The organism is Methylorubrum subtropicum, assembly GCF_038442325.1.
Lineage (GTDB): Bacteria > Pseudomonadota > Alphaproteobacteria > Rhizobiales > Beijerinckiaceae > Methylobacterium > Methylobacterium subtropicum.
Genome location: NZ_JBBXMW010000014.1, coordinates 45,166 through 59,407 on the forward strand (window position 1 = coordinate 45,166; position 14,242 = coordinate 59,407).

Below are 14,242 nucleotides of genomic sequence, written 5' to 3' on the forward strand. Positions count from 1 at the left end.
GGTGGTGGATCGTTCAGGAGCCGCCCGCGGGCGGCGGATCGGCTACAGGCCCGCGGCGCTGCGCCAAAGGTCGTCCATCTGCGCGTCGCTCCAGCCGAGGGCGTGGGCGAGCGCCAGGGTGCTCGGGTGGGCGCGCTCGAACGTCGTCGCGCCGCTCACCTGCATGTCCGCGGCGAACCGCTCATCCGGGTCGGGAATCGCGTCGATCGCGGCCTGGAGCGCCGCCGGCACCTCGCCGCGCTTCACGAACTCCAGTGCCTCCGGCCGGGTGATGACCCCCATTGCGGCGAGCGCCTGCGCGAACTGTCGATCCGAGATCAAGGCCGGCACGGGAGGCGACGCCGGCTGCTCGGGATCGTGCGCGGCGACCACCGCCTCGATCCGCGCGCGCTCGGCATCAGACAGGGCTGGATCGTAGATCACCCCCTCTTCGCTCCAAGAGAAGGGAAGGCCGGCGAGCCCGGCCGCGAGGACTTCATCTCCGAAAGAAGGTCCGATCATGATCAACCGATGCTCCCAAATAGCTGCCCGCCCAGCGTCGCCGTTCCGGCGCTAACAGATGCGCGAATGCTTATGACGCGCATCCCGTCCGGCCTCTGAACAATTACTCGCGGAGAGATCGGCACGTTACCCGTCCCACTGCCGCCAGTGATAGCCTGCGCGCTACCGAGACTACCGCCATCGACGCCGAGAGTAATGACGCTGTTACCACCGTTATTCACGATATTGCCGACGTAATAGATATCAACCGCATCGTCGGCAAAGGCTACGAGGTTAAACGAGAACGGGGCGATATCGACAGTCGAGGTAGATGACGTTGAGCCGGACCCGAAGCTGCCATTGGCAAGAAACTGAGGACGGTTAAGGTAAGACCTGACATAACGCTTGGCGCTGGAATTTGCGAACACGCCTCCGGTGTCCATGTAGATCATGCCGACAAGAGTACGCGTCGCGTCGCCGTTCTTCACTCTGATGCCGTTGGCACTGGCGACGTAATTGACGGTTGATCCCTCCATCATCATAGTCGCGCCGTTCATGTAGGCGTAGACATAATACAGGGTCGCCTCTGCCAGACCATCATTGGCGAGGTTCACGCCGCCGAAAGGAATGGGCCTGTTGAGGCCGTTTATCCAGATGAAGTTACCGCCGAACTGCTGTAGCCTGATCTGGGTTGTCGAGATATATTCCAGGCGACACTGCGTCTGAGGGATCAGCAGGTTGCCGTTGTTCGCCAGGGCGGCCTGGATCGCGGCACGGTCAGCTGCCGCCTGCAGCGCAACGACGTTGATGTCCGAGATGATCGCCGGAAAGTTCTGGACGTAGGCGAATCCATCAAAGTCCGCGAGCGTATAGGTGTTTCCGTTGACAGTGACGGGCCAAGTGGCGGTTCCGGGCATCAGATCAACTCCTCGATCGCCAGCGACCATGTATAGGGGGCATCGACCGAGGCGTTCGCGGTGACGATCTCGGACAGTTCGGTCATCGAGCCGTAGATCGTCCGGCGCAGGATCACATCGGCTTGGTCAGCCGGGTCGTAGATCATCAGCAGGTTGCCGGAGATGCCGACGCGGCGGTGCAGGTCGTAGATCGCGCCGTAGGCCTCGCCCTCGGTCGCGTGCTCGAACGAGGCGCGGAAGCCGCGAAAGTTCGGGCGCTTGTCGAACCATTTCTGCCCGCCGACGCTGGTGCTGACGCGGGTGGGATCGTTCCACTTCAGCGCGGCGCCGTAGGCCATGTTGTAGCGCGGTACGAAGGCAGCCCCGGCCATGAACCGGCCGATCTGGACGTAGCCGGCGGTGTTGGTCGCGTCGTCGACGTCGATGAACACGTAGCGGCCCGCCACAGGCGCAGGCGCTTGATAGTAGGTCACCTGCCCGGCCGGAAGTGGGTCGTCGCGGTAGCCGCTCCACGGGAATTGCCCCCAGGGCATCGAGCCGAAGACGATGTTGGGCGGGTAACCCGAAACGGTCGCGTCGATCAGCGGCGCCGAGCTGTCGGCGTTGTTCGATACCCGAAACCGCACCTTCGACTTCGCGGAGAGGTTCGAGCCGATCAACGCGAAGGACTGGAGCTGTCGTGCCTGTCCGAGGTCGCAGACGAAGCGGGTGGCGCTCGTCGCCGCCGAGGTCGAGCGGGCGACCTGCTTGGGCTGCTGCGTCAGCAGGTTCGTCAGCGGCAGGTTGGCGAACCACGATCCGCCGGAGAAGGCGCCGAGGTCGCTCGGGACATCGCTGAGGATCTGGAGATTTGCCATCAGCCCCAGAGCCCCAATTCGACTTCATAGGCGACCATGTCGGAGGTCACGTCGATCGCGCGGAAGGGCCGCCCGGCGGCGAGCCCGTAGCGCGGGTGCATGATCGTCACCGTGTCGGCGTTCTCGGTCGCCAGCGGCTGGACCTTGAGTCGAGCGCGGAAGTAGTCGCGCCGCGTCCCGAACAGGGTGAGCTGCCGATTGGCCTCGGCCTGCGCCGCACTCTGATCGTCGAACAGGCTGTCGACCTGAATCGGCTTCGAGAGCGGGTAGGCAGATTGCACCGCCGCGTTCTGAGCGGTTGCCGTGCGCCACTCGGTGGTGAAGAAGGTCTGGTTGGCCTGGGCCGCTCCCGCCAACTGATCGGTGCTCGAGGGGCGCCAGTTGCGGCGGTAGCGCACCAAGGCCTGCCAAGACGGCTCCTCGGTCGCGAGCCGGTCCATGCTCAGCACCTGCGTCGCATCGTAGGCTGCGATCGGTCCGGACGGCGACTCGACGCGCCCTGCCTCGAATTGGCCACTGCGGTCGAAGCCCCAATAGCAGCCGCAGCCGTCGGCGACCGCGTCGAGGATCTGGCCCGCGTTGCCGCCCTCGGCGATCCAATAGCCGATGGAGGCCGGCTGGACCGCATTGAGCGCGGCGAGCGCGGCGGCGTCGAACACGGTAATGCCCATGCGGGCGGCGATGTCGCGCAGGACGCCCGCCACAGTGCCCCACGGGCTGATCGTCCAGTCGGCATAGGTGCCGGACCCGCGGGTGCCGCTGACATCCACTGTGAGACTGGAGCCGGCGTAGCTCGTGATGTTGCCGTCCATGATCGTGCCGACCGGGTCGGCCGTCCTGGCGATCCGCACCCGCATGCCGACAGCGAGCGCAAGGCCGGCCGGGGCCGTGAACGTCTTCGCTCCGGTGCCGATGGTGTTGCTGCTGCTGCTGGTGGTCAAGAGGTACTGCCGCCCGATCACCTCGGCGGTGACGGGGCCGTTGAAGCTGCCGCCGAGCGTGATGGTGCTGGTGGCGAGATCGACGGTGTACTGGCCCGGCCCCGGATTGGGGGCGTACTGCAGCAGCGCGCCGCGATCATAGACCGTGAGCACGGCGACGCTCGGCCCGGTGCCGAAGGAGAACTGGTAGCGTCCGTCGGAGATGCCGAGGAAGATCGGCTCGATGTTCCGCAGGACACCGTAGCCGATGGGCCGACGCTTGCCCGCGAGATCGCTTGCACCTTCCGCGCCGCCTGTGCCGGCGAACTGCACTGGCTGGATTTCACGGTCCACGACGTAGGCCAAGTCGCGGAGGTTCACGGTGATGTCGGAATCACCGTAGCTGAGACCCTGCGCGGTGCCGTCGAAGATCAGGCCGTAGTCCGCGAGCGCGAAGCCCTCGCCGCCGAGGTAGACCCGCACCCGGCGTCCGCCCCAGGCGTAGGTGGCGAGCGCATCGAGGCCACCGTCGCCGTTGTTGAGCACGATCGCGCCCGCGGCCGGGATGGAGCGGCCGGACAGCTTGCCCGACGCGAACAGCGACCGGGAGAAGCTGTAGGGGCTGTTCAACCGCGCCTCGAAATACTGGTTCGATGGCGTGTCCGAGGGCTGGGTGACGAAGGCGTGGGTCGAGAGGTAGAGCGGTCGCACGATGCCCGCGGCCGAATCGTAGGGCTCAAGGATCACGAGAAATCGCTTCTCGGCCGCCGGGTTGGCGAGCAGATCGGTGAAGCGCGACATCAGCCGCGCCCCCCGGCTACGCCTGCGACCTTCCGCTCACGGCGGTTGTCGTCGCTGCGATGCTCGGCCGCTTCCTCGCGCACGCCTTCGGTGGCGGCCGCAACCTTGTTGGCGCCGGCCAGGGTGACACGCGCCTGCATCTCCTGCCCCGCCTTGTTCTCGCTGCGCAGCCGGGCCACCTCGGCGCGCAGCGCCCGCAGTTCACCGACCACGTCCCCGCCGCCGCCTACCGCGACCGGCACCGGGACGGGCATCGCCGGCACCGTCAGCGTGCGGTTGTCGTTCATGGCCTCCAGCAGCCCGGCGTTCATCCGAGCAGAAGCGGCGTTGACCACGAACTCGCCGTTGGAGAGGCGGGCGCTGATGCTGTCGGATGTGCCGGTGCCTGGACCGTTGACCCAACCGCCCGTCGCGTAGGTGTAGCTCGCGCCGGACTTGAGGCCGATGACCGTGTTGGCCGTGTTGAAGACGATCTTGTTCAGCGCCTCCACCATGTTGTTCTGCAACTTGAACCCGTTGATGTTGATGGGGTTCAGGAGGGAGAACTGCCCCTGAAGGGCCTTCAGCGTTCCTTCCTGCGTGGCCGACGATAACTTCAGCGTGTCGAGCGAAGCGGCAGCCAGGGCCAAATTCTTGTCAGATGTTTTTTGGAAATTGCTGATCGCCCCGAGCAATTCCTTTTGCTGCCTGCTGTAGCCGCCGATTGCGTCAAGGGTCTTTTTGCTCAGGCCGGTGTAGTCGTTGATCGTCTTGAGGAAGGCCTTCATGTCCGCGGCGAGCGTGTTGCCTGCGCCAACGGTCGTCTTCGTCTGATCGACCGCCGTCTTGGTTGCGCCGGTGTTGCCCTTCACGTCCTCCATGCGGGCGCGGATCAACTCCGTCTTCGACAGCATGCCGTCGCCGTCCGTGTCGATCGCCTTGAGCCACGCGTTGGCCCTCTGAACCTGGGCGTCGGTGGACAGGCCCTTGATGGCGTTGGCCAGTTCCGCCTTATCGAGTAGCCCGTCCACGCGGGTGTCGAGGTCGGTGAAGCTCTTGTCGATCTCGGTGGCGAAAGCCTTCGCATTGTTGGCCTGAACCGCGCCGACGATGGAGCCCCGCACGGCTTCGAGCTTGGTGATGATGCCGTTGCCGTCGGCGTCGATGTTTCGGAACACCGCCAGGGCCGCCGCCTGATCGGCTTTCGTCGCGAGCGGCCCGAGCCCGGCAAGAAGCTGCGCGCTCGTGAGCCGGCCGTTCGTGGCGTCGGTCAGCGTCGAGAAGTTCGCGTTGAGGGCGGACGCGATCTTGGCCGGGTCGTTCAGCTTCAACTGCCCCAGCAGTTCGGCGCGTACAGCCTCGGTCTTCGTGATGATGCCGTTGCCGTCGGCGTCGATCGCCTGGAACACCTTGTAGGCGGCGGCCTGCTCGGCCTTGGTCGCGAGGCCAGCAATTGAGAGGTCGAACTGCGCCTTCGTGATGCCGCCGCTGGTCTTGTCCGCCAGCGTGTCGAAGTTGGCGTTCAACGCGGTCGCGATGGCTGATGCCGAGTTGGCCTTAATTGCCGTCTCCAGATCGGAGCGGGTCAGTTCCATCTTCGAGATTAGGCCGTCGCCGTCCCGGTCGATGCTGTCGAACACGGCCTTGGCCGCCTGCTGATCCGCCTTCGTGGCGAGCGGGCCGATGGCCGCGGTGAACTCGGCGAGGTCGAGCGCCTTGTCGCTCGTCTTGTCGAGCATCTTGAAGTTGTCGTTGAGCGCGGTCGCGATGGCGGTCGGGCTCCCGAGGTTGGTCTTCAGCTCGGCGAGGACCGCTTCGAGCTTCGAAATCTGCCCGTCGCCGTCCCGGTCGATGGCGTTGAACACCTTCAGCGCCTCGGCCTGCTGCTGCGCGGTGGCGAGAGGGCCGAGACCGGCGAGCAGTTCGGCCTTGGTGAGCCGCCCGTTCATGGTGGTGTCGAGCGTGTCGAAGTTCTTGTTGAGCGCCGTCGCGATGGCGGTGGGGCTGTTGATTTCGATCGCTGTCTTCAGCTGCCCGCGCATCATCTCCGTTGCGGACAGGAGGCCGTCGCCGTTCTCGTCGATGGCCTTGAAGTAGGCGCGCGCCGCCGCTTGCTCGGCCGCGGTGGCGAGTGGGCCGACCCCCTTCAGGAACTCCGACTCGGTGAGCCCCCCCGAGCTGTCGGTGTCGAGCTTGTCGAACTCGGACGACAGGGCGCGCTGGATCAGCTCCGGCCGGTTGGCTTCGATCGCGCTGACGAGATCGAATCGCGCCTTCTCCTGCGCGTCGATCAGGCCGTCGCCGTTCTGATCGATCCGGTCGAAGATCGCCCTGGCCTTCTCCTGCTCTGCGGCGGTCGCCAGCGGGCCGAGCCCGGCGACAAACTCGGCGGCGCTCAGTTTGCCGTCGAGGTTCGTGTCGAGCCTCGAGAAATTGGCGTCGAGGGCGGCGGCGATGGCGACCGGGTTGTTGGCCGCGATCGCCTTCCCGAGATCGGTGGTGCTCTTGTTGATGGCATCCACGATGAACTGCTCGGCGCTGACCTGCTTCGGCAGATCGCCCAGGCTCTGCTGCACGGCGGCGAGGATGTCCTGATAGCCCTGGCTCGACGCGAAGTTCGCTCGACCAGCGTCCAGCAGAGTCGAAGCGTAGGTGGTGATCGAGCCCATGGCGTCGCGGTCGCCGGACTTGGCGCGTGCGAGCTGCGCGTCGAACTGCTTCTGCGCCTCGGCCAGCCGGTCGCCCGGGCTTAGAGCGGTGTCCTGCCCCGTCTTCAGCCCGTCGAGATAGGTGCGGATGTTCTTGGTCGCGCCGTCGAGGAACGTCTGCGCCTCGGCAAGCGCCTGTTTGCGGGCGGCCGCCTCTGCCGCGCCGGCCTCGCGCACGATCTTCAGCCGCTCAGCGGCCTGCGCCGCCTCCAGCGCCGCCATGGCCTGCCCGCCGGCCGCGACCTCGTCGAGGCGCTCCTGCGCGTGCTGGCGATCCATCTCCGCGAGCTTGCCGGAGAGGGTCGAGGCCTCGTTGCGCGCGGCGAACAAACGGTCCTCGGCGGACAGCACGCGGCGCGCACCGGCCTCGCGGGCGGACGCCTCCGCCTCGGCCGCGCGGGCGGCGAAGTCCTTGATGATCGCGGTGCGCTCGGCAGCCAGCGCCTTTTCGAGATCGGCCATCGCCCGGCCGCCGGCCTTGGCCTCAGCCGCCCGGTCCTGTGCCGCCTTGCGATCCTGCGCCGCGAGCGCGCCGGCCAACGTGCTCGTGTCGTTGCCGGCCGCGAAGCTGCGATCCTGATAGCCGACCGCGCGGGCCGCCGCCTCGGCTTTGGCCGCCGTGGTGTCGATCGCCTGCCCGAACTCGACCACCGCGCCCTTCAGCGCCGGGAACCGCTTCACGAGGTCGGCGAAGGCGGCGCCGGTCAACTCGGAGCCGTCCACAATCTTTTGCGCGGCGAGCGTGAAGTAGCGGCCCACCTGCGCGGTGTCGGCGCCGATCGCCCTGGCGTCCGCCAAGAGGCCGTCGCGCTCCTTCACGAGGTCGGCGATGTCGTTGAGGTAGGACTTGCCGGCCGCGTCGTTGATCTTGGCGCCGAGGTCGGCGGAGAACTGCGCGCGCAGCGCGTCCATCGCCTTTGCGGTCCTGTCACGGATGGCGGCCGCCGCCTCGTCGGCCGACATGCCGAGATCCTGCAACACGCGCGACAGCCCGGCCGCGGTGCCCTGGATCGCGGCGAGGCGGCTCTGCGTGTCGGACAGCGCCTTGGGCGGGTCGAGGGCGGCGAGAGCGGCCTGCTGCGCCGCGGCGCGGGCGCGGGCGCTGTTGGCCTCCGCCTGCGGCAGGCTCTCGGCATCCTTCACGAACGCCTTCAGGCTCTCACCCAGCGTCGCCACCGCCGCGTTCGCCTGCGCGAACGGGCCCGACGTGCCGAAGCCCGCAGCCACCTCGGAGAGGGTGCCCTCGAAGGCGTTCATGAACACGTCGCGCAGGCGGAACGCGTACTTGGTGAAGTCCACCATGATCGCGTTGGCGCGGGTCTGGTCGCCGGCCTGGGAGGCCGTCTTGTTGGCCTGGACCGCCTGCTGGAACGCGGCGTCGATCTGGCCGCCGACGTTGCCGACGGATTCACCGCGGAACGTCGCCTCGAGCTTCCGGATCTCGGGCTCGGCCTGGCGATAGGCCTCCTTGTAGGCCTCCAGCTGCTCCTTGAGCTTCTTGGCCGCCGCCTTCTTCGCCTGGTCCTTGCCGAACAGACCGCCGAGAAGGCCCGCGATGCCGCCGACGACGCCGCCGACCGGGCCGCCCATGGCGAAGCCGGACGCCGCGCCGCCGAGCGCGCCGACGAGCGGGCTCTGCGACTGGTAGCCGATGGAGGCGCCGACGCCGGCCGAAAGCAGGCCGCCCCCGAGCTTCGACGAGGCGAAGCCGCCGCCCTTGCTGTCCGCCCCCGGCTTCAGCAGGTCGCCGAACGACTCCATGATGCCGGAGAACGAGCCCTCGGAAACCGCCTTCTCGATCTTGCTGAAGTCGAAGCCGCCGAACAGGTTCGCGCCGGTGCCCGCCGCGCCCGAGCCGCCCCCCATCGCGCTCGTGACGAGCGGCGCGATCAGGTTCTGCTCAAGGATGCGCGTGCCGATCCGGGCGAATCCGCGGGCGAAGCTGTCGAAGAAGCCGGCCAGCCCCTTGTTGCCGGCCTTGAACATGTCGTCGAAGGTGCCGGAGACGACCGAGGAAACGTCCTGCGCGAGACGTTCGAACTCGGCGCGCGCGGCCTCGCGGTCGGCGCGAACCCTCGTCAGGTCGAGGTATTCGCGGCTCAGACCCGACGTGCTGTTGATACCCTGCCGATCCAGCCCCTGCTTGGCCTGCAGGACGGCAAGCTCGACCTGCCGCTCACGGGTCGTCTGGCCGACAAGCGCGGCCTCGCGCTCAAGCAACTCGATCCGCCGCTTCTCGTCCTCGATCAGCGCCTGAACCTTCTGAACATCCTCTGCGCCCATCTGGCGCTGCTGCGCGGCGGCGAGTTCGTCGTACCGGCGGGCGAGCTCGGTCTTGGCTTCGCCCGACGCGGCATCGCGCTCGCGGGCCAGGGTGCGCAGCTCGATCTCGTTCTGGACCTGCCGCGAGGCTTGGGCCGAGGCCAGCGTGCCGGCGGCGACGCTCGCGTTGGCCGACTCCTGCGCGCTCGCCTGATCCTCCAGCGTGCGCTTGCGCTGCGCCGCCTGCAGATTGATCTGCTCCAACTGCGACCGCAGCTGCTCCTTGATCTTCCCTTCGCGTTCGTCCTCGCGGAACACGCCGGCTCGGATTTGCTCATCGACCTTGCGAGATGCGGTCAGGTACTCAATCGATTTGCCGGTCTGCGCCGTCGCGCGAGCGACCTCGTTGGTCGTCCGGGTCGATTCAGTCATCGCCCGACTCGACGCATCCGACGCGGCGCGCTGCTCGGCCATAGCGCGGCTGTAGGCGCTGGCCGCGCGAGCAGACCGCTCCTGACCGGTGGTGACGGTGCCGAACGTCTCGGCAAGCGCCTGCTGTCGCGCCGCCTCCGCCTTCTGCTCAGGCGTGACCGCCTGAAGCCCCTGGAGCCCGGCCCGGAGCAGCTCGTTCGCCTTGGCGCGCTCCATGTTCGCCGCGCCGCCGGCTACCTGATAGTCCCGCTCTGCCGCGGAAAGGGCAGCGACGGCTTTCTTGGCCGCATCGATCCTCTCGGCGCTGCCGCCCCCTGCCTCCAGACCGTTCAGCTCTGCATTCGCCTTGGCCAAGTTCTCGCGCACCTGCGTTAGGGACGCGATCTCCGGCACGGCAGCGTTCACAGCCGCCTTGTCGAGCGACTTGAGGCTGTTGCGGGCGTTCTCCGACGTGGTGCGGACAGCCTCACCGGTGCGCTCGATTTCGGCCCGCAGCCGCGCGGCCCGCTCGCGCAGGACGCCGTACTGCTGATCGCTCGCGGGGTCGGAGTTCGTCGCTTTCGCGAGGGCTTCGCGGTTCTTGATCTGCGTCTCGGTGACGGTCAGAAGCTCAGCCGAGGAACGGCTGGCGCCGGAGGTCGCGCGGCCGAGTGAGTCCCACAGCCCGTCCCATCCGCGCTTGACCACGCCCAGCGCCCGATCCGTGAGGGTGAGCTGCTGCCCGACCTTCTCATAGGCCTGCCCGAAGCGCTCCAGCACGAGGCGCTGTGCGTCGGCCTCGCGCCCGGCCTCAAGCAACGAACGAACCTGCCGCTCCAGCCCAGCGTCGAAATTGGCCGCCTGCCTCGCCAACGCCTCGTAGCCGCCGGCGCTAAGGCTGCCGAGGTTCTGCGCGAGGAAGTCGGCGGCCTGCCCGTTGTCCTGCTTCGTAGCCTTGGCGAAGTTCGCGGCGGCGACGGTCGCCTCCAAAAACACATCGCCGGTGACCTTGCCCGATTTCAGGAAGGCCGCCTCGATCTCCCGCGCCGCCGCTACGGAGATCTTGGCCGCATCGGCGGCCTGGCGCGAGATAAGGTCGACCTGTTCGGCGGAGAGGCCGGCCGTCTGACCGATACCGAGCAAGGCTAGGCGGATGTCGCGCTGGGCGTTGGCAAAGGAGATGGCCGCCGCGAGGCCCGCGACCCCCATGGCAGCGAATCCGCCGATGACGAGGCGCATCGGGGTCAGTAGCCCGGTCAGGAAGTTGCCGACCTCCTTCAGGCTGGCCGTGACACCTCGGGGGCCATCGAGCGCCTGATAAATCTGCCCGCCCTGCTGGGTGAGCACCATCAGCGGCGACGCGCCGGAGGACAGCGACGTGAAGACGTCGTTGATCTGAAAGCCGAGGCTCTGCCACTGCTGGCGATTGACGGCGATGGCACCCGAGTTGCTGCGGATCGCATCGACCTGCTTGACGAAGGTCTCCTTGGTCCGCGTGATCGCCGCCGCCCGCTCCGTCTCGGTGATGGCGCCGACGCGCGCGGCCTGACCGATCTCCAAGAGCTGTGCCTTATAGGCCTGCCCGGCGGCGAAGAGCGGATTGTATTTGGCCCGCAGCGCGTCGAGCTGCTGGCCGTAGGCGGCGACGTCGGCGCCCCGGTCCGCCGTGATCGTTTGGCCCGAGACGATGCCCTGGGCTCGCGCCTTCGCAGCCGCAGCGGCTGCAGCATTCGCCGCGGCCTGCGTCGCGCGCGCCGTCTCCTGCGCGGCGGCAGCCGCCGCCCGCTCGGCAGCGCTGACAAGCCCGAGACCGCGCACCTGCTCGGCGAACGCAGCCTTCCGCCGGTCGAGTTCGGCAGTGTAGGCGGCTTCCGAGATGGCACCGGTGGCGAGCGCCTGCCGAAGCTCCGCGAGGCCGCTGCGATAGGCCGTCTGGGCGGCGAACAGCGGATCGAACTTCGCCCGCAGCCGGTCCATCTCGGCCGCATAGGCCGCGATATCGGCGCCACGGTCCGGCACGATGAGTTGCTGGTTCACCTGCCGCTGCGCTGCCGCCTTCTGGGTCTGGGCCAGCCGCTCCAGCTTTTGCGTCTGGTCCTCCATCGCGCGCGTCGCGGCGATGCGCGCCTGCATCGCCGTCGTCGCCGTGATCGCGCCGGCCTTCTCGGCCTCGGCGATGCCCTCCAGAGCCGTCCGGTGCTTTAGCTGGGCCGCGAAGATCGGGTCGTACTGCGCCCGCATCCGGGCCATGGACGCGGCGTTGTTGTCGTTTGCCGCCGCGGACTGAGCCGTGATCCGGGCAAGCGCCGCCTGCTTATCGGCCAGCACGACGGTGGCGCGCTGGTACGCCAGCGACTCGCTCAGGCCTTGCTCGAAGGCGCGGTTCACGAGCGCCTGGGCGCGCTCGACCTGCTGCTGCGCTCGGAACGCCTGATCGTTGGCCGCGGCGAACTTCTCCAGCGCCCGCTGGACGCTGATGACCTTCCGCTCCTGTTTCTCCGACGCGATCGTGATCTTGTCCGTCGCCGAGGCGAGACCTTCGGCGGCGGCCTTGGCCTGTTCTACGCCTTCGGTCTTCGCTTCGAGACGGTACTCGTCGCGGATTTCGTTGACGGCGACCATGACGTCTCCGGATCGAGGAAAATGCGCTCTGGGGAAGCGGCAACAGAGGGTAGTCAGCGCCCTGTTGCATCCGCGCACTCGACTCTAGGTCGATTTTTGCCCCTTCCTCGAAACGACGAGTAGGAGCAGCATTGTGCGTCGCGCAGCAGGTTTCGCGGTCTCGGCCGCACTCACATTTGCCACTTCGGCATATGCCGAAACGATGACGCCCGAGCAGATGGTCGCCGTCATCCAGAAGCTTCAGTCGAGGGTCGATGCGCTGGAGACGCGATCGCGCCAAGATCGCGCGGACGCGACGGCGGCGAAGGCGGAGCTACGCGCTATTCGGGTTGATCGCGGGACGCGCCGTGATAGGCCAATACACCAGACCGCGGCTTCCTACGCAGTCGCATCTGCCGTCCCGCCTGTTGCGCTGATCTCAAAGAACGCGGCGTTAATCGCTCCGATTGTTCCGCCAGCAAGTTCTTTTGATGGGTTCTTTGCTACGGTACACGGGGGGTACCAGTTCGGCGCCGGCAAGCAAACCCAAGATACCTACTTTGCTTATGCCAATCCGTCTGCCATATCCGGCGGAAGCATTGGGTCATCTCTTGGGTATAACATAACTTCTGGCCGTTTTTTATTTGGCTTCGAGGGCCGGGGCCGGAAGATGTTTGACGAAACTGTTGCGCGGTCAGATACGGGCGTCGTAGGTAGAGATCTGACGGTGCCGGTATATACAGCGTGCTGTTCAGGAACGCCGGGCATCCGCCCTCTGCTGCCAAGTGAAGTCGGCAGTCTGCCGCTAACTTATCAAACCAAAACTCGCGACGCATTGAGCCGGGATTACGGGGGAGATATTTCGGCCCGCTTCGGCATAACCTTTGGCGATACTCTATTGTATTTACGCTTAGGCGCTGGAGCAAATGCGGTAACAAGCAAAAATAGAGTAGATCAAACCGGCAACATTACCTGCACGGCGGTGAATGGATTTGTCGAGACCGGCCAGTCTGGTTATTCGCGAGGGTTTGTCACGGGCTGCTCATCCTTTGTCAGCGGCAGCGTCGCCCGCACAGAAAAGCACGGCGTTCAGCCTTACGGCATCCTAGGATTAGGCTTGGAGCACAATTTCGGTCCGTATTTTGCCCGCGTAGAGGGCGCCATGATGAACCATATAGATGCAAACGTCCGCTTTTTTGGTAGCAATTATTACACCACCGAAGTAACGGGTGCGGTGGGCGTCCGCTTCTAGCGGAACGCCTACTTCCCGCCCTTCACTTTCGCCTCCTCCGCCACATGATCCAGATAGGCCCGATCCTGGGCCCGGATCATGCGGCGGAGCCGGTCGAAATCGTCCGCGTCGTCGATCTCGTGCCGGGCCGCGTAACGGTCGATCGCCGACCACGGGATAGGCCCGGCACCGCCGAAGGCGCCGAGCGGCCGATCCGTCGAGAGGTCGGAGAACGCCTCACTATAGAGCGCCAGATGGGGCGCGAGTTCGGGGCGGTCGACCATGAAGGGCGGGCAGAAGGTGGGGTCGTGCTCCATCTCCTGCTCAGCCCATTCGACCTCCTTGCCCCAAACCAGCGACCACTTCAGGCAGTCGGCAAGTTTCCCTCGTCAGCCTTGTCCGCCTCGGCCTGCTCCTCGCCGACCTGTGACGCCGCCCAGATCACGCCCTCGCGGAAGCGACGGAACTCGGGCTTGGTCAGCAGCTCGGTCGCCAACTCCTCGGAATAGGCTACGGGCTGGCCGTCCTCGCCTTCGAGGCCGCGCCAGTCGAGAAGCACGGTCTGGCGCAGGCAGGTCGCCGTGATGCGGTCCTGCTCATCCGGGTCGAGGCGCCCGCCCTGGCGCTTGGCGCGGGGCACGGCGTCGATCAGGCGGGCCTGGATGCGCCGGTACTTGGCGTTGTTAAGACCGCGGACCCGGACTTCGAGGTCGCCCATCTCGGGAATGTTGCCGACCCACTGGCCGTCCTCGATGGCGCTGGCATCGACCTTCAGAGCAGAGAGCTTCACGCGTCGGAATCCTTCTTCTCGACCTCAGCGGCGGACGCCGGCTCGGCCTTGGTGGGGGTGGTGGTCTTGGCGTCGGAGCCCTTGAGGCGGGCGAGGCCCTTACCGATCAGCAGATCGGCGTGCTCGTTCGACAGCTCGGGCTCTTCGCCCGTCCGGAACGCGCGCTCGTCCTTCCCATTCGGGTAGAACGAGAAGTCGGAGAGGATGGTGACGGTCTTCATGGTGCGCCTCCTCGCGCATGAGGGGCCGCGGCGCGGCGAGCGCGCAGCGGGTCAGGGTCTCAGG

Annotated in this window: 9 protein-coding genes; 1 reads left to right on the forward strand and 8 read right to left on the reverse strand. The window is 66.8% G+C overall.

The annotated features are described in order from the left end of the window. Window positions 1–42: 42 nt before the first annotated feature. From AAHG03_RS18600 to AAHG03_RS18620, 5 genes are read right to left on the reverse strand one after another with little or no spacing between them, the layout of a single operon-like run. Window positions 43–507, reverse strand: a complete 465-nt coding sequence (locus tag AAHG03_RS18600; protein WP_342152306.1) for a hypothetical protein — start codon at window positions 505–507, stop codon at window positions 43–45. Next, window positions 504–1,397, reverse strand: a complete 894-nt coding sequence (locus tag AAHG03_RS18605) for a hypothetical protein (RefSeq protein ID WP_342152307.1) — start codon at window positions 1,395–1,397, stop codon at window positions 504–506. The genes AAHG03_RS18600 and AAHG03_RS18605 overlap by 4 nt, the downstream gene beginning before the upstream one ends. Then, entirely contained in the window at window positions 1,397–2,254 is an 858-nt protein-coding gene (locus AAHG03_RS18610) for a hypothetical protein (RefSeq protein WP_342152309.1), read from the reverse strand. The genes AAHG03_RS18605 and AAHG03_RS18610 overlap by 1 nt, the downstream gene beginning before the upstream one ends. Further along, the gene (locus tag AAHG03_RS18615) at window positions 2,254–3,975 is read right to left on the reverse strand and encodes a hypothetical protein (RefSeq protein WP_342152310.1); all 1,722 of its coding nucleotides are present in this window, start codon (window positions 3,973–3,975) and stop codon (window positions 2,254–2,256) included. The genes AAHG03_RS18610 and AAHG03_RS18615 overlap by 1 nt, the downstream gene beginning before the upstream one ends. Then, a complete protein-coding gene (locus tag AAHG03_RS18620) occupies window positions 3,975–11,957 on the reverse strand; it encodes a phage tail length tape measure family protein (protein WP_342152312.1) in 7,983 nt (2,660 codons plus the stop codon). Before AAHG03_RS18620 ends, AAHG03_RS18615 begins: the two co-directional genes overlap by 1 nt. 133 nt (window positions 11,958–12,090) lie before the next feature. Between AAHG03_RS18620 and AAHG03_RS18625 the strand changes: the two genes are divergently transcribed. After that, entirely contained in the window at window positions 12,091–13,188 is a 1,098-nt protein-coding gene (locus tag AAHG03_RS18625) for a hypothetical protein (protein WP_342152313.1), read from the forward strand. 8 nt (window positions 13,189–13,196) lie between these two features. On the opposite strand, the gene AAHG03_RS18630 is transcribed toward AAHG03_RS18625, so the two are convergent. Genes AAHG03_RS18630 through AAHG03_RS18640 form a run of 3 tightly spaced genes read right to left on the reverse strand, consistent with a single transcriptional unit; the run spans window position 13,197 to window position 14,178 of the window. Next, window positions 13,197–13,484, reverse strand: coding sequence for a phage tail assembly chaperone (locus AAHG03_RS18630; protein ID WP_342152314.1), 288 nt, complete (start codon window positions 13,482–13,484; stop codon window positions 13,197–13,199). A gap of 47 nt (window positions 13,485–13,531) precedes the next feature. After that, window positions 13,532–13,957: a hypothetical protein gene (locus tag AAHG03_RS18635; protein ID WP_342152315.1), complete on the reverse strand. Its 426-nt coding sequence runs from the start codon at window positions 13,955–13,957 to the stop codon at window positions 13,532–13,534. Beyond that, window positions 13,954–14,178 (reverse strand): hypothetical protein, encoded by a 225-nt coding sequence (locus AAHG03_RS18640; protein WP_342152317.1) that lies wholly within the window; start codon window positions 14,176–14,178, stop codon window positions 13,954–13,956. The genes AAHG03_RS18635 and AAHG03_RS18640 overlap by 4 nt, the downstream gene beginning before the upstream one ends. Window positions 14,179–14,242: the final 64 nt, after the last annotated feature.

What these genes read in the sequence shown, in the direction of transcription:
- AAHG03_RS18605 (WP_342152307.1), bottom strand. Translation starts at nt 1,397, where the DNA reads ATGCCCGGAACCGCCACTTGGCCCGTCACTGTCAACGGAAACACCTAT.
- AAHG03_RS18610 (WP_342152309.1), bottom strand. Translation starts at nt 2,254, where the DNA reads ATGGCAAATCTCCAGATCCTCAGCGATGTCCCGAGCGACCTCGGCGCC.
- AAHG03_RS18615 (WP_342152310.1), bottom strand. Translation starts at nt 3,975, where the DNA reads ATGTCGCGCTTCACCGATCTGCTCGCCAACCCGGCGGCCGAGAAGCGA.
- AAHG03_RS18620 (WP_342152312.1), bottom strand. Translation starts at nt 11,957, where the DNA reads ATGGTCGCCGTCAACGAAATCCGCGACGAGTACCGTCTCGAAGCGAAG.
- AAHG03_RS18630 (WP_342152314.1), bottom strand. Translation starts at nt 13,484, where the DNA reads ATGGAGCACGACCCCACCTTCTGCCCGCCCTTCATGGTCGACCGCCCC.
- AAHG03_RS18640 (WP_342152317.1), bottom strand. Translation starts at nt 14,178, where the DNA reads ATGAAGACCGTCACCATCCTCTCCGACTTCTCGTTCTACCCGAATGGG.